Below are 20,117 nucleotides of genomic sequence, written 5' to 3' on the forward strand. Positions count from 1 at the left end.
GCAGCACATCCCGGGCCGAACCTGACAGATGCGACCACACTCCACCACGTCCTGCCTCTTCCTCCGGCCCGCCGGGCACGGCACCGCCCATCCCCCGCCTCCCCCTCACGCCGCCGGCACCTAGCTCCGCGGCAGTCGCTCCGCGGCAGTCGCTCCATGGCTTGTCTCCTTTCCCAGCCTCACGCACCCCGCCCGATCTGTCACGACGACCCGGCCGAGAACATCAGATGCCGGCCCCCGGCTTCCGCTGCCGGGCCCTGCGCGCACCCGCGCCCCACGGCACCACCCGCCCGCTACGCCCGGCAGGCACAGGGATCGTGCCGCTCCGCATCCGGGAGCGACGACGCCTTCCGCCCTCCCGGCCGGGCACCTGCCCGCCCGCGCCGATCTGGTCCTCGCCCACTGAGAGTTACCGCATGAGCAGGAGGCGCTCGCCGTGCTCGAGGTGGTCGTCGCCGACCGTACGGGAGTGCCGGGACGCGATCACCCCGACACCCTGGAGACGGCGCTGTACTCCGGGGAGGGAAGCCGAGGGTGAGGCCGGCGTCGCCCCTCGGCATTGGTGGCCGGGCTCGAGTGATTCCGGGCCGCCACCTGATCCTCCAGATCATCGACGGCACGGTGCGGCACGGGTATGCGGTGGCCATGGGACGGAGGAAGGGGGCGTGGTACATGGCCGCCCCGTTGCTGTGGGGCGGAGTGGTGGCCCTCGTGGTGTGGGCCCTGGACTGGGAGGATCCGTTCGGCCGGGGGCTGATGGCCGGGTGCCTGATGCTCGCCCTGCTGGTGTCTGAGGAGATACGGGCCCGCTCCCGGCGACGCCGGGACGAACGCCCGGACACCCGCTGACCGGCGCAACCGTCGTGATCGGCGCGGGCCCGGCGGGGTACCCGGCCGGGCATGCCCGCCCTCCAGCGTGCCGAGCGCCGAGTCCGTCTCGAGCGGGTCGGCGCGGCCACCGTGCGCAGCCTCCAAGTCGGCACCGGTGCCGGTACCGGTGCCGGTGGTGGTCCGCAGGTCGTCCTGCTGCCCGGGCTGGGTGCCCTGGGCTACCTGCTCAGGACCGCCGGCGCGTGCGCCGCGCGCGGGAGTACGGTGCGGCTGCTCGACCTGCCGGGCTACGGCGGGGGCGCGGGCCCGTCCTTCCCGGCGACGATCGAGGCGCTCGCCGACGTCACGGCGGACTGGCTCCGAACCGTCCCCGGACGCCCGGTCGTGCTGGCCGGCCACTCCACCGGCGCCCAGATGGCCCTGCACGCGGCCCTGCGGGTGCCGGACCGCGTACAGGCCCTGGTGCTGCTCGGTCCGACCTTCCCGCCCTCGCTGCGCAGCGCGGGCGCGCTGCTGGGGGCGTTCGCCCGGACGGCCCTGTGCGAGGCGCCCTCGGTCCTGCCGCACGTGCTGCCCTACTACGCGCGCGGCGGGCCGCGCCGGCTCGGACGCCTGGTGCGTTCGGCGCAGCGCGACGCGCCCGAGCGGCTGCTGTCGTCCGTGTCCTGCGACACCTTCGTGGTGGGCGGGCGGCACGACGCGATCGCGCCGCCCGCGGCGAGCTGGACTGGTCGCGGTGCGCGATCGACGCCGTCAGCCTCAGGGCCGCAAAAGGGGGCCACTGACCGCATGCGCGGTCACCCGCCCGCCGCCGGCCGCCGCCCTGCGGGTGTACGCCCTGCGTCGGCGGAGCCACCCGCCGGAACGGCGTCCACAACTCATCCGGCGACCAGTCGCTCAGTAAGGCCCGTCACGTACCGCTCACTTCCCTCTCGATTCCAGTGCCCATGGGTGGCGAAGCCAGACCTCTCGGTGGAAAGGCACGATGTAGTCGCAGACAGGTGGGCCCTCCACTCGCCGATCTCCCGCACGGACGGCTCCGCCTCAACGCACCACCGGTGACGAAGTGCTGCCGTCCTTGCGTGAACGCACACCGCCACCCGGCCGCGCGGAACGTAGCGCGGACCGGATGGCAGTGGGGATGACCGGTGTTACCGGCCAAGGCATCTCCGACCGGATGTGCCCTGTCCGTCTACGCTCCCAGACCGCCTGCGCAGTTCGCCGCCACATAGCCCTTGCGGCCGTTGTAGTTCACCGGGACCCACCAGTTGTCCTGAGGCTCGCCCGTCGCACATCGGTAAGTTCCCCCGAGCTCCGAAGAGCATCCGTTCTGCCACGTTGGCAGACGGGTGCCCGTGTACCTCACGATCAGGCCTGCCGTAGCGGACTTGGCGCTCCGCACGTTGTAGTAGCCGAACCTGTCGGAAACGTAGAGGTAGCACGTTACGGCAGACGCCTCCGAGCCGCTGGGAGTCGCGGCCATGGCGGAGACAGGCCCTCTCGTACTGGTCTCCGCCGTAGCCGCACTGGGTGTCGCGGACACTCCTGTCGTGGTGGTGGCGAAGCCGGCCCCCGCGATGGCGACGACAGCGGCGGCACTCGCGAACAAGCGCTTCATGTGTTCCCCCTTCTGGTTGCAGCTGTGGCGGAGAGGTCCCACCGCCATCAACTGCTCCCAGGGTGCACAGCCAGCTTTGAACGAACCTTGCGGGAACCTTGGAACAGCTGGTCGGAGCAGGAACGAACGGTGCTCCTGGCACTCGCGTTCGGCCTGCTGTGCCCGCGACCGCTGATCCGGTTGCCCGCCTCGCGCGAACCAGCCATTCGCTTCGTTCGCCGCCCCGGGGCTCGTTCCGCTCCCGCCGTCGTCCGCGTCGACGAGGGCGTACACCCTGGTTCGCACGGCCGGAGCGCGCCCTCGCCTCCCGAATGATCACCTGTGCCCGTATCCAGGTGTCCCGTGCCCGTATCCGGGTATCTCCCGTGCCCGTACCCGGATGCCGCGTGACCGTTTCCGCTTGAGTGACGCCCGCACTGTGCGAGGTCACCGCGCCCGTTCGGCGCCGGATGCGCGTCGCTCCGCCCGCATCTGCCCCCATGGGTGCCCGGACGGCGTGGCCCGGTGGGGTGCGCCTGGGGCGGAGAACCTGTGGCGGGGCCTGTGGTTCACCCGTGAAGACCGGTGCGGCCGCCGCCCTGACAATCGGCTGACCACCGACCCGAGGGCTGGCGATGCGTCCCAAACTCAAATCCGACGTGCTGTACGTGCCGACCGACGACGGAGTCCATGTGTTCGGCGCGGGAGCCGATGTCGCACTGCGCGGCCGGACCGCCTATCAGTGGCTCGACCGGCTGGCCCCGCACTTCGACGGGGCCACCGAACTCGAGGAGCTCGTGCGCGGACTCCCCGACGACAAGAAGGGCGTCGTGACCGCCCTGGTGCAGCGGCTGCGCGCGGCCGGGTGCCTCGTGGACGCCGGCCAGGACCGCCCCCACGGCCTGTCCGGCCGGGAGCTGGAGACCTACGCGGCCGAGATCGCGTTCATCGAGTACTACTCCGACTCGGCGGCGCGACGCTTCGAGACCTACCGCGACAGCTCCGTCACGGTGGTGGGTGCGGGTCCGGCGTTCGTCTCACTGACCTGTTCGGCCCTGCGCTCCGGGGTGCGGCGGCTGCGGGCGGTGCGCACGGCGGAGACGGCGACGGACACCGGGCGGCTGGCGGAACTGGCCGCCGAGGCACTGCGCCGCGATCCGGAGCAGGACCTGGAGCAGGCCGACTGGTCCGCCGCGGAGGAGGCCGCGCTGTCCCGGGCGGACCTGGTGCTGCACGTGGCGTCCTCGGCTCCCGGCGTGGACCGTGCGGTGCGGCTCGACCGGCTGTGCCGGGCGTCGGACACGCTTCTGGTCCAGGGGCTGGTCCTCGACGACGTCGCCTGGCTGGGTCCTTGCGGACCCGGACCCGGACCCGGACCCGGACCCGGACCCGGACCCGGACCCGAATGGGCGTCGGCCTGGTCGCGGCTGGCGCTGGAAGGACCGTACGGGCCCAACCGGTTCCTCACCGGGCCGGCCGCCGCGGTCGTCGCCGGCCATCTCGGGCTCGCCGCCTTCAAGGCCCGTACCGGGATCAGCGGCCCGGAGGACACCGGGCTGACCCGGATCGACCTGGAGACCCTGCGCACCTCGACGCACGCGTTCCTCCCCCACCCCGGCGCCCGGGCGGCGCGGCCGGAGACCGAGGAGGAGTTCGCCTCCCGTGTCCGCCGCCTCGCCGCGGCCGCACCGGTCACCGGGCAGGAGTTCTCCGCGCGCGCCGCACGCTGCTTCGACCCGTACGTGGGTGTGCTGCGCAGCCTCGACGAAGGCGACTTCACGCAGGTGCCGCTCAACGTGACCGAGGCCGTGCTGCGCGTGGACGGTGCGCCGCGGGTGTTCGGTGCCGGAACGGGCTTCACCGAAGCACGGCTCAGCGCCGCGCTCCGTGGACTCGCGGCGTACGCGGCGGACTTCACCGACCCCCGGCGCATCCGCGCGGACGCCACGGTGTGGGGCTGGGACCTCGTGGACCGGCGGGTCCGGGCGGTCCCGGCGCCGGGGCGTGGGCCGGGCGTGGCGGCACGGCTGGGCTGGGACGACGCGGTGGCCGACGGGCTGGCTCAGCACTGTGTCCAGCTGGCCGTGGGCGACGTGGCGGCCGGGCGAACCCGGCCCGTCCCCCTGGACCTCGCGTCGGCGACGCTCGACGCCCGGTCGCGGTCCCTGCTCGGTCTGCTGCGCGCGGCCGGGGGCTCCGTCCGGGTCGCCGATGTCGGCGGTGCGCTCGGGACACCGGTGCTGGCGTGGTGGCAGGACGGCCGGCCGGTGGCGGTGACCTGCGGTACGGACGCGCCGGCCGACGGGTTGGAGCGGGCGGTGCTGGACCGGCAGGCAGTCATCACCGGTGAGCCCGACTACGCGCCCCGCCCGGTGCCGGAAGCGGGCGGACCGCCCGGGGAGCCGGCGGCCGGGACGACCTGGCCGGTCCCGCCCCGGCAGGAGGACCTGGTGCGGGTGCTGCGGTCCCGTGGTCTGCGCCCGGTCGTCGTACCGCTGGACCACGATCCCGCCGTGCACGAGGTACTGCCCTCCCTGCTCCGGGTCGTGCTCGTCGATGAGTAGGGCGGGAACGAGCCTCCCGGCGGCGGACGGCAAGGCGGCCGGGGACACGGACCCCGTCGGCCTCCGCTTCTGGCGGCGCACCTTCGAGGACGTCCGGGAGCTGTTCGCGGAGGGCCACGGCGAGGAGGGCGGGGCGGACGATCCGCTGCCGGTCAAGACGTACCGGGGGCTGCCGCGCCACCCCCTGAGCGCCCCGGCGCGGACCATCGGCGACGCCCGGTGGTCCTTCGCCGGCTTCCGCCGGGCGCACCCCGGCCAGGGTCCGGCGTCGCGCGCCCTGGACGAGCCCGCCGTGTCGGCGCTGCTGCACCACACCTACGGGCTGGGGCGGATGGAGGTGGGGCCGCACGCGGTCTGGCCGTACCACCGGCTGGTCGCCTCCGCCCGGTGCTTCTACCCGGTGGAGCTGTACCTGTGGACGGCGGGCCCGGCGGGCGGTCTGCCGGCCGGGTGCTACCACTACGACCCCGCGCACCACGCGCTCACCTCGCTGCGCGGCGGCGGCATACCCGACGTCGTGCTCGCCGCCACGGGTGCGGCCCCGGTCACGGGTGCGGCCTCGGTAACGGGTGCGGCCTCGGTAACGGGTGCGGCCTCGGTCACGGATACGGCCCCGGTCACGGATACGGCCCCGGTAACGGGTGCGGACCGGGCCAGCGGCGCGGCCGGTGCCGAGGACGGCCCCCTCGCCCTGCTGGTGGCCGCCGTCTGTTTCCGCAAGACGGCGTTCCGCTACCGCGACTACGCCTACCGGCTGTGCGCGCAGGAAGCCGGGATGACGGTCGGCAACGCGCTGCTGGCCGCGGGCGCGCTGGGACTGCGCGCCCGTGTGCACCACCGGTTCGACGACGCCGTCGTCGGCCGGGCGCTGGGGCTGGAGGAGGATGAGGAGAGCGCGTTCGCCGTGCTCGGCCTCTTCCCCGCGGCACCGTCCACGGCGGTCCCGACGGCACGGCGCCCGCCCTCACCCGGCACCGCGTCGGCGCCCGGCACCGCGCCCGCGCTCGCCGCCGCCCTGCCGGAGATCCGGCCGGAGCACGTACGCACCAACTCGGTGGACGCGGGCGCGTGGCCGGGACTGCTCGACATCGACCGGGCGGCCCGGCTGACGGGAGCCGGTGGCCGTCCGCCCGTGGACCCGGCAGCCTTCCACCTGCCCGCCGACGCGGCGGGCGCCGAGGGCACGGTGCCGCTCGGCGGACCCGGACCGCCGCCCGGCGGCGTCGAGTTGGCAGCCGCGCTGCGGGCACGCGACTCCGGCGGCCGCGCGTTCCTGCCGGGTGCCGCCCCGCTGCCCGCGCGCGGGCTGGCCGCCCTGCTGCGCCACGCCCTGGAGCCCGTGCCGTCCGACCACACCCGGCGGGAGAGCCGCCCGCTGGTCGACTGCCACGTACTCGTGCTCGGCGCCGACGGCGTCGACGCCGGGCTGTACCGGCTGGATGCCGCACCCGCGCTGGCGCGCCTGCCCGGGCGGGACTGGCGGGGTGCGCTGGCGATGCTCTGCGACCGGACGCCCGCGGTGAACTCGGCGAAGGCGAACGCGATCGTGTTCCTGACCGTGAACCGGTACGAGGGGGAACGCGCCTTCGGGGCCCGCGGATACCGGATCCTGCACCACGAGGCCGGCATCGTCGCCCAGCGCATCAGCGTGCTGGCCGCCTCGGCCGGTTGCTCCGCGCGCATCACCAACGGCTACCACGAAGGCGTCGTCCGCGACCTGCTCGGCGTCGTCGACGCGGCGTTCGTGCCCGTGTTCTGCCTGGTCGTGGGTCGTCGCCGGGCCACCGCGCAGTACGAGGTGCCGCTGACCTGGTGACGGGCGGCGGCCGGCCCGGAGCAGGCACCGCAGGCGGCGATCCTACGGCCGGAACTGCGGTCCGCACCGTGAAGACCGCAGCCCCTTCCCCACTCGAACATCGGACCCGGCCGGCTCTCCGGCCACATCCGCAACCGACACCGCAGAGAGGAGATCACGATGGAGAAGGACCTCGTCCTCGACCTCGCCGACCTCAGCGTGGACGAGCTCGACGTACTGCCGACCTCCCCGGGCGCCGGCCTGGAGTCGATCAACGTGGGTCACGCGATGGTCGAGATCGGCGCGTCCAACTGCACCTCGACCGGTACCCCGGCGAGCTGCTGTTCCTGCTGCTGCTGCTGACGCGGCACGCATCGCAGGCCGGGTCCGGCGGGCGCGCCCGCCGGACCCGGCACCTCTCACCGACCAGGGAAGTGACTGTGACCGACACAGCTGGAGCAGCCCGCCGCACCGCGGTGGCGGTCGTGGGCAAGGGACTGCTCGCGGGTGCCGTCCGCTCGGCCGTCTCCCGGACGTACGGGATCGTCGCCGACACCGACGGCGACTGTGCCGCGATCGTCACCGCCGACGACGGATGGACCCCGCAGACCGCGTCCGCGCCCGCCGGTGTGCGACGGCTGCCGGTCCGGGTCGAGCTGGGCAACGTCGTCATCGGGCCCATGACCGTCCCCGGACGGACGGGGTGCGCCCGGTGCGCGCAGACCCGGCGGGAGCGGGCCGCGGGACCGGACAGTCCGAGGGCCGCGCTGCTGCGGCGGTTCGGCGAACGGCTCGCCGACCGCGCCGCGCCGGTGCTGTCGGCCTGGGCCTGTGACGCCGCCGCGACGCTCGTCGCGGACGAACTCGCCGCACCGGAGGGCCGGCTGACGCGGCGCGCCGTGGTGATCCTGTCGCTGACGACCATGGCGGTCGGCGTGCACCCGTTCCTGCCCGACCCCCACTGCCCCGAGTGCGGCGGGCTGCCGGAGGACCGGCCGCCCACGCTGATGGACACCGCCCGCCCCAAACTCCGCGACGACGTCTACCGGGTCCGCGATCTGCGGACCGACTGGGACGCGCTGGTGCGGACCTACGTCGACGGGCGCACCGGCGTGGTCCGGCAGCTCGACGTGCGCACCGACTACCGCTACCCGATGGTGTCCGCGCCGCTGTACCTGCCGGACGGCCAGCAGGAGGCGGGCTTCGGCCGCGACCTCGACTACGCCTCCTGTGAACGCACCGCGCTGGCCGAGGCACTGGAACGGCTCGGCGGCGCCCGTCCCGGCGGCCGTCGCACGACGGTGCGCGCCTGCTACCGCGAGGTCGCCGATCAGGCCGTCGACCCGGCCGAGCTGGGCCTGTACCCGCCCGAGCGGTACACGGAGCCGGGCTTCCCCTACCCGCCGTTCGACCCGGAGCTGGAACTGAACTGGGTGTGGGGTCACTCGTTCGCCCGTGACGCGCCGATCCTGGTGCCCGAGGACTACGCGTACTACCGCACCCGGCACGGCAATCCCCTCGCCCGGCCGCTGGCGTACGAGGTGTCCAACGGGTGCGCCCTGGGCGGCTGCCTGGAGGAGGCGGCGCTGCACGGGCTGGTGGAGCTGGCGGAGCGGGACGCGTTCCTGCTCACCTGGTACGCGCGGCTGCCCGTGCCCCGGGTGGATCCGGCGACGGTGTCCGACCCTCGGATCGGGGTGCTGGCCGAGCGGATCCGGCAGGACAGCGGGCACGAGGTCATGGCCTTCGCGACCACGCCCGAGCACGGCATCCCCACCGCGTGGATCATGGCGGTGCACCCCTCCGCCCGGTCCTCCGCCGCGACGGGGCGCGGGACCGGGCCGGCGGCGGACGGCGCGGGGGAACCGGCGGCCGTCTGTGCCGCCGGCGCGCACTTCGACCCCGAACAAGCCCTGCTCAACGGGCTGCTGGAGCTGTCGGCGAACCTGGGCTGGAACCGGGACGCCTACCGGCAGGAACGGGAGCGGATCGGGGCGATGGTCACCGACCCGCGTCTGGTCCGGGAGATGCGGGACCACGCGCTGCTGTACTGCCATCCCGCCGCCTTCGACCGGTTCGGGTTCCTCCTCGGTGACGACCGGGGTCTGCCGGTCGAGGAGGCGTTCGCCCGGGCGGACTGCCGGCCGCGCGGCGCCGACCTGCGCGAGGACCTCGCCGAGGTGGTGGCGCGGTTCACCGGCCGCGGCCGGGACGTGATCGTGGTGGACCAGACCACGGACGAACACCGGGCCGGCGGCCTGGCCTGCGCGAAGGTGATCGTCCCCGGGCTGCTGCCGATGACGTTCGGCCACGCCGTGCGCCGCACCCACGGCCTGCCCCGGCTGCTGGAGCTCCCCGCCCTGCTGGGCCACCGGGCCGGACCGCTGCCCGTGTCGGAGATCAACCCGCACCCGCACCCGTTCCCGTGACTGGAGCCGGCCATGACCACGACCTTCTCCACCCCCGACACCTTCGGCGTACGGATCGGCGGACTGCCGGTGCCGGTGCTGGACGACATGCGCTCACCGGAGCTGTGGCACCTGGTCGACACCGTCCTGGCCGGTGAGCGGCGGCTCGGGGCCGCCGAGGCGGAGCTGTCCGACGCCCTGTACGAACTGATCGGACGCGGCGGACCGGCCAAACCCCGGCTCGTGGCCCTGCGCCGGGCCGTGCACAACCGGCGTGACCTCGCCGGCCGCTACTGGAACGACGAGGTCCGCGCCCTGCTGCCGCCCGCCGTGACCGACGGTGTGCGCTCCTGGGCCGGGCTGCTGGCCGCGCACCGGGACGACACGGCACGCCTGGACGAGCTGGTGGAGCACCAGGCGGCCGGACAGTACCCGCTGCTCCGCAAGGCGGTCGCCGATCCCGGGTTCCAGCACGGTCTGGTACTGAGCAGCCCGGCGCTGTACGAGCAGGTGCGCAAGTGGCTGGCGCGTCCGGACGAGGCCCTCCCGGACCGGTCGCTGGCGCTGCGCCTGGCCAAGTACCTGGCCCGGGTCACGATGAAGACCAGCCCGTTCAGCACCTTCACGGTCAGCGGCCTGGGCGTCTGGCGCGATGCGGACGCTCCGGCCGCCGGCCCGGCCGAGGCCGGTCTCGACGTGACGACGGTGGCGGAGCTCAACGTCTGGGTGGTGCAGCAGGTCGTCCGGCGGTTGAGCCGGCACCCGGCGCTGGCGGCCCGGATGCGGATTCGGCTCAATCCCGGCGCGGCCCTGGCCGGGGAGCGCTGGGAGTTCCTCGGCCCGGGGTCGGAGGAGCCGCTGCGCGCGCTGCCGGCCACCGCGGCGGTCGCGGCGTGCGTGGACGCGGTCGGCGGACACGGACGCGTCCACGCCGAGGCCGCCCGCGAGGTCGCGGCCCGGACCGGGAACGACCTCGCCGCCGCCGACGCGTACCTGGGGCGGCTGGTGGAGCTGGGACTGCTGGAGGCCGAACGCCCGTTCCCCGACCAGGCGCTGAACCCGCTCGCCGCGCTGCGGGACTGGGTGGCCGGTGCGCTGCCGGACACGGCGGAACTCGTCCGTGAACTCGACGCCCTCGCGGAGCGGGTCTCCGCGTACCCGGCGCTGGCGGACCCGGCGGACCGGCTGCGGTGCACCACGGCGGTCGAGGCCGGTCTGCGCCGCGTCCGCGACCTGGCCGGTCCGGACCACATCGAGCTGCCGGCCAAGAACAGCGTCATCGAGAACGCACTGCTGACGGCACCGCTGACCGGTCCCGCCCGGCGTGACTGGCAGCCGGTGCTGCGGGACCTGGACGTGGTGCGCCGCTGCTACGCCGTACTCGACCCGGCACTGCCCGGCCGGGTCGCGCTCGCCGACACGTTCGCCGAACGCGTCGGCAGCGGCGCCACCGTGCCGTTCCTCGCCTTCCACCGGGCGGTGCAGAAGTGGCTGCGCGAGGACCCCGGACTGCCGGGCCTGCTGTCCATCGCCACGCACGGCTACGCCGCCCTGGCCGGCCACCGGCTGCCCCGGATCCGGGAACTCGCCCGGCTGCGGGCGGCGTTGTGCGCGGAGGTGACCGCCGGGCAGCCGGACGAACAGGGGATTCTGCGTCCCGATCCGGGCCGGCTGGCCGCGCTCGCCGACGACTGGCCGGTGTGGATGCGGGCCCCGGACTCCGTGGCGTTCTACGGGCAGCCGCACGGCGGGACCGACACCCACTTCGTGATCAACGCCGTGAACTCCGGGCACGGCCGGGGGCGCGACCGCATCCGCCGGCTGCTGGCGCAGGCCGGCATCACGGCCCGGGCGGACACCGCGCCGCCGCCCGACGGTGTGCTCGTCGCGGACACCTGCCGCCACTTCGGCAGCAACGTCGGGCTGCGCATGTCGGCCGTGGCCGACGAGATCGACTATCCCGGGGGCCACAGCCTGCGCCCCGCCGAGCACCGCGTCCCGCTGGCGGACCTGCTGGTGCGGCACGACCCCGAGCGGGGTCTGCTCGGGCTGTGGTCGGCCCGCCGCGGTGCCGAGGTGCGGCCGGTGCACCCGAACCTGATCGCGGAGCTGTGGCTGCCGCCCGCGGTCCGGCTGCTGCTCCAGGCGTTCGGTGCGACGTCCAACCTGCTCATCCCCGGCCGCCGGATGTTCGGCGACCCCTCCCTGTCCGAGCTGGACGGCATGCTGGCGGAGCCCCGGGTGGTGATCGGCAGGACGACGGTCAGCCGCCGTCAGTGGGTGTTCCCCGTGACCGCCGTGCCGGTGCGCGAGAAGGGCGCGAGCGACCGCGCCCATCTGCTGCGGCTGGCCGCGTGGCTGCGCGACCACGGCATCCCGCAACGCTGCTTCGTACGCGCCCTGGACCCGGCCTCCGTGGTCGGCGGCAGCGTGTGGCGGATCAAGTCGCGCAAGCCGCTGTACGTCGACTTCGCCAACCTGCTGCTGGTGGGTGTCTTCGAGCGGATGCTGACCGGCGAGGGGCAGGTGCTCTTCCTCCAGGAGGCGCTCCCCGCCCCGGCCGACGTGCCGCGGTACGGGGACAGCGGGCCCCGGGTGACCGAGTTTCTCATCGAGATCAACGGAGGACGGGATGGAGACGAACGCCGGCGCACCGCTTGACCCCGAGGCGGTCCGGGGCACGGACTGGGTGTGCGCGCACATCTTCTACGACACCGACCAGGACGTGCTGCTGACCGACTGCGTACGGCCGCTGGTCGCCGAGCTGACCGCCGAGGGGCTGGTGCAGCGGTACTTCTTCCTGCGGTACTGGGAGGGCGGGCCGCACGTCCGGCTGCGGCTGCTGCCCACCCGGACCGCCGGCCGTGCGGCGGTCGAGGCGCGGACGGCGCAGCGCGTCGGGGAGTTCCTGGCGCGCACCCCGGCGGCGGACGTGGTGGACCGGTCGCGCTTCACCCAGGTCGCCGCGGGGCTGGCCGGTCTGGAGGGCCGGTCCGGGCACGACGACGTGGTGCGTCCCAACAACTCGGTGGAGTTCCTGCCGTACGAGCGCGAGCACGCGGACTACGGGCACGGCGCGGCGATCGCCGCCGTGGAACGGCACTTCTCCGAGTCGAGCCGGCTGGCGCTGTCCGTGGTGGCGGCGGGGGCGACGGTGGAACAGCGTGCGCTGCTGGCGTTCGACCTGGTCGTCGGGGTGTTCGCGCTGTGCGACGAGGTCCGCGACCAGTGGGCCCGCAACGGCGGGCCGCCGCTGCCGTTCGGCAGCGGCCCGGAGGCCTCCGACGTGGCCGAGCGTCATCTCGCCCAGCGCGACAGGCTCCGCGCGCGGGCCCAGCTCGTCTGGCGGACGGCCCACGGACCGGACACCGGCCGCCAGGACCAGCGGGCCTACTGGCTGGCGTCGGTACGACGGCTCCGCGAGACGCTGCACACCCTGGAGGAGACGGGCGGCTTCACCTCCGAGTGGGCGGACTCCCCCCTGGCCGAGCCCCTCGGCCTGTCCGCCACGAAGCATCCGGCCACGAGTCTGGTCCTGCTGCGCTGCGCCCATCTGGTCAACAACCGGCTGGGACTGACCCTGTGGCAGGAGAACCAGCTGCGGTTCCTGGTGGGCCGGGTGCTCGCGGAGCTGCCCGAGGCGCTGACCGCCTCGTGAGCGGGGTGCCCGGGACCTGGCACAGCGTCCACGTCCACCACCATGACCAGGACGCGGAACCCGAGCTGGTGGTGCGCGCCGTCCGCCCGGCGTTCGAGGCCGTCGCGCCCTGGGTGAGCGGGGCCTGGTTCGGCCGGCACTGGCTGCGCGGTCCGCATCTGCGGCTCAACTTCCGCACCGGTGAGGAGGACTGGGCCCGGCGGGTGCGGCCGACGGTCGTCCGGATGACGGAGGACCACCTGCGGACCCGGCCGTCCACGGTGCGGCTGGACGAGGCCGGACTGGCACCGGTGCACGCGCGGCTGGCGGAACTGGAGATGGAGACCGGGCCGCGGCACCCCTGGGTGCCCGACAACACGGTGCTGGAACAGCCCTACGACCACCGCCTGCCCGTACTCGGATCGATGCGGGCCGGCGAGCTGCTCGCCGACTTCCTCAGCGACACCAACGAGCAGGCGTTCGGTGCCTATGAGCGGGTGCGGGCCGGCGGCTCGCTGTCCCTGCTCGCGCTGGACCTGATGTGGACCACGGCGTCCGTCGCGGCGGTCCCGTTCACCGAGGGCGGCGCGCCGATCGAGCGGGGCTTTCTGTCCCTGCGGTCGCACGCCGACGCGTTCCTGTCCCGTACCCGCGACCCGGCCGCCTACCGGGAGCGGTTCGACGAGCGGTTCCGCCGCCAGGAGGCCGCGCTGTGCGACCGGCTGCGGGCGGTGGAGCGCACCTGTGCCGGCGAGGACGGCGCGGTGCCGTTCGTCGCGGAGTGGGCCGCGGCGGTGCGCCGGCACCAGCGCGTCGCACAGCCGCTGCTGGCGTCCGGTGAGGTGTCGATGGCCGGGGCCGCCCGTGCGCCGCGGATGCCGACCCGGCGGATCAGCGAGTTCCACGCGGTGCTCCAGTCGGACCACGGGCACATGGACTTCCTGTGGACCGACGACTGGTTCGCGTCGTTCCGGCTGGTGATGAATTACCTTTACCTGCACCTGAACCGGCTGGGGCTCGGACCGGTGGACCGCGCGCTGCTGTGCCACCTGGCGGCGCGTACCGTCGAGTCGGTGCACGGCGTCGACGCGATCGGCAGCTTCCAGCGGTACGTGGCCGGCGCCGAGTCCTTGGCCGGGGAGCCCGAGTGGCGCCGGATCGGCGCCGAGTGGGCGGCGGACGGGCCCGCCTCGCCACCGCCGGACGGTGCGCGCCGGCGGTGACGGGGCGGGCGGGCCGGCACCGGGCCGCCCGCCCCCGCCCGCCGTTCCCCCTACCCCGAGCGTGCGTCCAGCGGCGCGGGGATGACGTCGGCGAGCTCCTGGCGTCCCGAGATGCCGAGCTTGCGGTAGGCCCCGGAGAGATGGAACTCCACGGTCCGTACGGTGACGAACAGCTTCCTGGCTATGGCCCGGTTCGTGTGCCCGGCCCGGGCCAGGCCCAGCACCCGTTGCTCCTGCGGGGTCAGCGCCGTCAGGGCCGGCGGTACGTGTTCGTCCTCGCCCGTGGTGTGAGCCCGGTCCCGGGCCGCCAGGACCCGGTGCACGAGCGGCTGGGCTCCGCAGGACCTGGCCAGGGAGAGCGCCGCGGCGAACTCGGTGCGGGCCGCGTCCGCCCGGTCGGCCTCGCTCAGCGCGGCGCCCAGGTCGCAGCGCGCCAGGGCCAGTTGCAGCCGGTCCGGTGAGTGCGCCAGGGTCTCCACGGCCGCGGCGAGACGGCGGACGCGCCGGTCGTCCGACTCGGTCAGGGCGAGCGCGTGCTGGGCCGTGCCGACGGCGCGCGGCGTCCCCCACCGGCGGGCGTCCCCCTCTTCGGCGGCAGCGAGCCCGGACGCCTCGACGACGTCCCCGCGCTGGACGAGCAGCCGGGCGGCACGGGAGCGCCAGGGCAGCACCGCCGGGTTGCGGATCCGGGCGTCGGTCAGCAGCCGTCCCGCGGCGAAGAGGTCCTCCAGGGCGCGAGCCGGGTCACCGCCCCGCTCCCACAGCGTGGCCCGTGCGGCCAGGACGGCCACGGTGTCCTGCCGCGGCGGCAGTTCGTCGTCCAGCCCGCAGTCGGTGAGGAGGGCGAGCGCGGCGTCCGTGTCGCCCGTCTGCGCCCGGATCTCGACCAGGGCGGCCACGGCGAGCACGGCCGACAGGTGGCCGGACGAGGCCGCCGGACGCAGCACGTCGACCATGGGGGTCAGGGCGGCGTCGGCCTCGGTGAGACTGCCGCGGGTACGCAGGACGACGGCACGCAGCAGGCCGGCGGTGACGTCCTCCCACTTCCCCGGCTCGGTCCGGCCGAGCGGGAGGACCCGGCCGCAGTACCGCCACGCCTCGGCCAGTTCGTCGGCGTGGACCAGTACGCCGCAGGCGTGCCGCAGGAGGCGGGCCGGGGCACCGCCGCCGCTCAGCGCCCGGCGCGCGTCCCGCACGGCCGCGTCCCTGTCCCCGCCGTCGTGCACCGCGTGGACCGCGCGCAGGGCGGCCAGTTCCCGCTGGGCCTCCTCGTCCGGCGGAGCCTGTGCGGCCAGCGCGTCCAACGGCTCGGCGGCACCGGCCGGCGCGGCCGGCCCCGTCGAGCGGGTGAACGCCGTGTGCAGCCGGAGCCGCCAGCGCTGCGCCGACGCGGTGGGCGCCAGCCGCTCGGCGGTGTCCTCGAGCACGGCCACCGCGTCCTCGGGCCGCCCGCACTCGGTCAGCAGGGTGCCCAGGGCCACGGCGTAGTCGGTGGCGATGCCGGGGTTGTCGGCCTCGTACCGGGCGGCGTCCAGGCGCCGCGCGGTGGGCTCCGGGGCGGCGAACCCGTTCAGCTCGGCGAGCCGGCGCTGGACCGCCGACCGGACGCGTGGCCGCAGCCGCTGCCGCAGCATCCCGCGCAGATGCCGGGCGGCCTCCTCGTACCTGCCTTCCCGCTCGAGCCGGTCCGCCGCGATCTGCAGTGGCCGGAGCGCCCACGTCGCACCGAGCGGACCCGCGGCGACCAACTGCTCGCCGACCCGGATGACTTCGAAGTGTCCGTCACGTAGAATCTCGGCGGCCTTCAGGTGCAGGGCGGCCCGGGTACCGGCCGGTATCCGGCCGATGACCATCAGGGCCAGCAGGGGGTGACGGAAGGAAAGCGGCGTGCGGTTGGCGAGCAGGGAGCGGTCGACCAGCTCGTCGACCAAGGGCAGCGTCTCCCGTACGGACAGGCCCGCGAGGTCTGCGCACTGGGTGATCTCCGCGTCCGGGCCCAGTACGGCCACCGCCCTCGCCAGCCCGAGCGCCGGTCCGCCGAGGCCGGCCAGCCAGCGTTCCGTACCGGGGAGGACCGCCGACGCGGCGGTGTCGCGCAGGGCCCCCACCGTGGGCGCGGTGCCGGTGTGAGCGGCGAGGAGGGCGAGCAGCAGACCGGGGTTGCCGCCGGTCAGTTCGTGGCAGACGGCGGCGGCCGGTTCGTCGAGCGTCACGTCGCAGCGCGCCGCCGCCAACGCGCCCAGCTGCGCCGGATCGAGCCCCGTCAGATCGATGCGCTCGGCCCTCGCGGCGAGTTCCGCGGCCGGCGCCGGCTCGTCGGGGACGGCGAAGTCGCCGCCGGTCAGCGCGATCGCCAGCGGCACGCCGGAAGCGGCCTCGGACAGCGCCGCGAGCCAGCGCGCCGACCACGGGTCGAGGTGCGCGACGCCGTCCAGGCAGAGGGCGACCGGTGATCCGCCGGCGCTCCGGCGCACCGCGTCGACGAGTTCCTGGACGAGGTCACCGGACGGGGCGTCATGGCCGTGCGGTGCGGCGGCCTGTGCAGGTTCCCCGGGTTGCGCCGTGAGCCGGCCGACGATGTGACCCGCCACGGCGAGCGGACGGCCGGGCAGGTCCTGTCCCGGACCCGGACCGAAGGCCACCCGGAACCCGGCGTCGGCGGCGAGTCCGGCGAATACCTCGAGCAGTGCCGACTTGCCGATCCCGGGCTCCCCTCTGACGATCACGCTCGCCGGACCACGTCTTTCGCGCGCTCTGTCGATGACGGTCCGAAGCTGTGCTCTCTCACGTGCCCGGCCGATACCACCCATCGAGGTCGAACTCCCCCTTCTTCCATGACCTGCCGTACGCCCGTGGTCAACCGGACGTGCGGGGCGCATCACTGTAGTTGTCCTCGGCCTCTGTGTGATCAGTGCACAACTCGACGTGACCGGAAAGCGCGCCTGGTGCACCCGCCCGCATACCCGCCGACAGCCATGCCGTGACAACGATCCGGGCGCAGGTGCGGCCGGGCGCACGGGCTGGTGATGCCCGTGATCCACCACAGCTCGCGCGGACCGGGCCGTGGACTCCCGGCGGTGCGGGCGGGACAGCGGGTCGCCGCTCCGAGGCCGGGCTGCCGTCCGGACGCCACCGGCCGCGCTCGCCCGCCTGCCGGACACCCTGCGAGCACCCGGTCGTCCCCCGCGCCCTGCTCCCCGGCGCAGACGCGTGATCGAGCAGAACCCGGCCCAGCCGCCCTCCCGGGCCGTCCACCGGTCCTCGCGGGTCACGTGCCCTGACCATCCGGCTGGGCTGGGAGAACCACCGGTGGGGCGCTCGCCCCGGGCCCGGCGTGCCGCGCCGCCTCGGGCACGGGGTCAGCGCCAGGACTGTCCGACGCCTTCTCCGCTCCAGTCGGGCTCCGCGCCGCACCGTCGGCCGGCACATCAGGAGTGGGCCGCCTTTCTCGGAGCCCGGGCAAGCAGCGTGCTCGCCACCGGCTTCGTCCACAGGGACACCGTCGCTCCGCGGCGGCTGTACGCCCGGGTACTCAGGGTGGCACGGCCCCTTTCCGCCTGAGTACCGGTGAGGCTATACGTGGGTCGGTGACCCTGACGCTCGTCCCGCCTGCTGTTCCGGCTCGTCCACACGGACCGTCGGCAATCCGCGAAAGGGCCGACGGCGACCTCCAGCACGCAGCACGGTGTCGGGCCGTACCGGGACCACGGGCTGTCAGTCGAAGGTGGTCACCCGGGATGCGCTGAGGGGGAGCGGTGCCGATCCACGATCCCCTCGATGATTCTCATCAGACGATCCCCCGCCTGATCGATGCTTCCGTTCTGTGTGCTGACCTGCGCGCCTTCGAGTACGAAGGTGATCTCGGCCGCGGCCTGCTCGGGGTCGGGCAGCCCGGCCTCGGTGCACATGCCGACCAGTCTGCGGGTCTGGTGGGCCTTGTGCTTCTCGATCACTTGCCGTGCGGGATGGGAGCGGTCGGGCAGTTCGGCGAGTGAGTTGATGAACGGGCAGCCCCGGTGCGAGATGGCCGGCAATCCCTCGGCGATGAAGCGGGCCAGGCCCAGGATCTGCTCCCTGGGCCGACCGGGGTATTCCGTCTGGACCCGGTCGAAGGCCGCCTGGTAGTCGGCGGCGACGATCCGCATCCACTCCGCGACCAGCTCGTCCTTGGTTCCGAAGTGCCGGTAGATCGCCATTTTGGTGGTCTCGGCCCTCTCGGCGATCGCCTGGACGCCCACCCGCAGGATCCCCTCGCTCTGGAAGAGCTCTTCCGCCGCGTCGAGGATGCGCTCGCGAGGCGGCAGTTTCGCCACCCTGCTCGGCCTTCTGACGGTCGATGCCATGACTGCTCCGTGACGTCCGGTCGGGTGGTCGGCCCTCGCCTCATCACCTCTACGATACCATTCCGCTCCATGCGATACCGATCGGTATCGTAAGGGACTGGCAAGTATCTTCCTTTCCGCTGGGAGTGAGAGTGAGAGTTACCGAGTACGTGAACCACGACGCGGTGGGGCTCGCGGAGCTGGTGGCCAAGGGGGAGGTGACCCCCGCCGAACTGCAAGCAGCCGCACTCGAGGCCACGCAGGCGGTCAATCCGCGGATCAACGCCATCGTGGAGACCTGGCCGGCCGACGACGAGCCCAACCCCGGCAGCACACCGCTGGCCGGAGTCCCTTTCCTGATCAAGGACATCGGAGTCTCCATGGCCGGGCGGCGCACGGAGCTGGGCAGCCGCCTCGCGGCGGGCAACGTCGCGCGCGCCGACTCCTTCCTGATGCGGCGTTTCCGTCGCGCCGGCCTGGTGACGTTCGGGCGTACTGCAACGTCGGAGATGGCTTACAGCATCACGACGGAACCGGTGCTGTACGGCGCGACCCGCAACCCGTGGAACCTCGAGCGGAGCGCGGGCGGATCCAGCGGGGGAGCGGGCGCGGCCGTCGCCGCCGGAGTGGTCCCGATCGCACACGGCACCGATGCGGCCGGCTCGCTCCGTGTCCCCGCCGCCTACAACGGCCTGTTCGGGTTGAAGCCCACCCGTGGCCGGGTCTCCATGGGCCCCGGCCACGACGAGCTCTTCAGCGGCCTGGCCGTGCACGGCAGCGTCAGCCGCACGGTACGCGACAGTGCGGCACTGCTCGACCGGATCCGCGGTCCGGAACCGGGTGACCCCTACTTCGCCCAGCAGCCGTCCCGGCCGTACGCGGAGGAAGTCACCCGCCATCCGGGCTCGCTGCGGATCGGTGTCCTCACCCAGGCATGGGGCGGACGCCGCACCGCCACACCGGTGGCCGACGCCCTCTCCCGCACCGTGCGTCTGCTCGACTCGCTCGGCCACCAGGTGGAGGAGGCCGAGGTCGGCCTCGGGGCTCCTTGGGAGGAGTTCGTGCTGGCCAACGCCCGCCTGTTCACGGCGAACCTCGCGGCCTCGGTCGACGAACTGGCCACCGCCTTCGACCGGCCCGTCGACTCCGCCACCCTCGAACCGGCGACCCTCGCCGGCTATGACTACGGGCAGCGGGTCAGCGGCGCCCAGTTCGTCACCGCTCTCACGATCCGCAACCGGGTCGCTCGCAGCCTGGCACAGTACTTCGACACCCACGACATACTGCTCACCCCGACCGTGCCGGAGCTTCCCACGCCCCTGGGTACCGATGCCGAGAGCGCGCGGACGCTGGACGGCCTCGGCTGGATCGACCGCGTCTTCGACCGCTCGCCGTTCACCATGCCGTTCAACACGGCGGGCACACCCGCCATGTCCGTGCCGGTGACGGCCGACACCGAAACGGGGCTCCCGGTCGGTATGCAGTTCGCCGCCGGATACGGCTTCGAGAGCCGCCTCTTCCGCCTCGCCGGCCAACTCGAACAGGCGAGCCCGTGGTCGGGCCGCATTCCACCGGTGTGGGCAGGGCAGCGCACGGACCACTGAGGAAGGCTCCGGGCAGTGGGCGGCACTGCCCGCTCCCCCCGGCAACCAGCCCGGGAACGTGAGAGGTCCGGGGTTCCGAGCGGCGCTCCGGAGAGCCTACGGGGAGGCTGACCGGCTCATCGAGTCCTTCGCCGAA

The 20,117-nt window shown here is 74.2% G+C and carries 12 protein-coding genes; 10 read left to right on the top strand and 2 right to left on the bottom strand.

From position 1 onward, the window contains the following. Positions 1–576: 576 nt before the first annotated feature. The 9 genes from IEZ04_RS23395 to IEZ04_RS23440 all read left to right on the top strand — a co-directional run bounded on the left by IEZ04_RS23395 (position 577) and on the right by IEZ04_RS23440 (position 14,055). Positions 577–849, top strand: coding sequence for a hypothetical protein (locus IEZ04_RS23395; protein ID WP_189218920.1), 273 nt, complete (start codon positions 577–579; stop codon positions 847–849). Between the two features lie 51 nt (positions 850–900). Next, positions 901–1,893: an alpha/beta fold hydrolase gene (locus IEZ04_RS23400; RefSeq protein ID WP_189218921.1), complete on the top strand. Its 993-nt coding sequence runs from the start codon at positions 901–903 to the stop codon at positions 1,891–1,893. A gap of 1,170 nt (positions 1,894–3,063) precedes the next feature. Then, entirely contained in the window at positions 3,064–4,992 is a 1,929-nt protein-coding gene (locus IEZ04_RS23405) for a YcaO-like family protein (protein ID WP_229821206.1), read from the top strand. Next, positions 4,985–6,808: a nitroreductase family protein gene (locus IEZ04_RS35065; protein WP_229821207.1), complete on the top strand. Its 1,824-nt coding sequence runs from the start codon at positions 4,985–4,987 to the stop codon at positions 6,806–6,808. Before IEZ04_RS23405 ends, IEZ04_RS35065 begins: the two co-directional genes overlap by 8 nt. Before the next feature lie 159 nt (positions 6,809–6,967). Further along, positions 6,968–7,150, top strand: a complete 183-nt coding sequence (locus tag IEZ04_RS23420; RefSeq protein WP_189218922.1) for a hypothetical protein — start codon at positions 6,968–6,970, stop codon at positions 7,148–7,150. Positions 7,151–7,227: 77 nt separating this feature from the next. Beyond that, positions 7,228–9,216 (top strand): TOMM precursor leader peptide-binding protein, encoded by a 1,989-nt coding sequence (locus IEZ04_RS23425; RefSeq protein WP_189218923.1) that lies wholly within the window; start codon positions 7,228–7,230, stop codon positions 9,214–9,216. A 12-nt stretch (positions 9,217–9,228) separates the two neighbouring features. Beyond that, positions 9,229–11,856, top strand: coding sequence for a lantibiotic dehydratase (locus IEZ04_RS23430; RefSeq protein ID WP_189218924.1), 2,628 nt, complete (start codon positions 9,229–9,231; stop codon positions 11,854–11,856). Then, on the top strand, positions 11,828–12,853 hold the full coding sequence (locus tag IEZ04_RS23435; protein ID WP_189218925.1) for a lantibiotic dehydratase C-terminal domain-containing protein: 1,026 nt from the start codon (positions 11,828–11,830) through the stop codon (positions 12,851–12,853). Before IEZ04_RS23430 ends, IEZ04_RS23435 begins: the two co-directional genes overlap by 29 nt. After that, positions 12,850–14,055: a thiopeptide maturation pyridine synthase gene (locus IEZ04_RS23440; RefSeq protein ID WP_189218926.1), complete on the top strand. Its 1,206-nt coding sequence runs from the start codon at positions 12,850–12,852 to the stop codon at positions 14,053–14,055. Before IEZ04_RS23435 ends, IEZ04_RS23440 begins: the two co-directional genes overlap by 4 nt. A gap of 50 nt (positions 14,056–14,105) precedes the next feature. Here IEZ04_RS23440 and IEZ04_RS23445 read toward each other — a convergent pair whose 3' ends face one another. Continuing rightward, positions 14,106–16,865 carry a helix-turn-helix transcriptional regulator gene (locus IEZ04_RS23445; RefSeq protein ID WP_189218927.1) on the bottom strand — a complete coding sequence of 920 codons (2,760 nt, stop codon included), beginning with the start codon at positions 16,863–16,865 and terminating at the stop codon, positions 14,106–14,108. 918 nt (positions 16,866–17,783) lie between these two features. Next, positions 17,784–18,398: a TetR/AcrR family transcriptional regulator gene (locus IEZ04_RS23450; protein WP_189218928.1), complete on the bottom strand. Its 615-nt coding sequence runs from the start codon at positions 18,396–18,398 to the stop codon at positions 17,784–17,786. Positions 18,399–18,529: 131 nt separating this feature from the next. Here IEZ04_RS23450 and IEZ04_RS23455 point away from each other — a divergent pair, with 131 nt between their 5' ends. After that, a complete protein-coding gene (locus IEZ04_RS23455) occupies positions 18,530–19,981 on the top strand; it encodes an amidase (RefSeq protein ID WP_189218929.1) in 1,452 nt (483 codons plus the stop codon). Positions 19,982–20,117: the final 136 nt, after the last annotated feature.

Source organism: Streptomyces ruber (assembly GCF_014648075.1).
GTDB classification, from domain to species: Bacteria; Actinomycetota; Actinomycetes; order Streptomycetales; family Streptomycetaceae; genus Streptomyces; species Streptomyces ruber.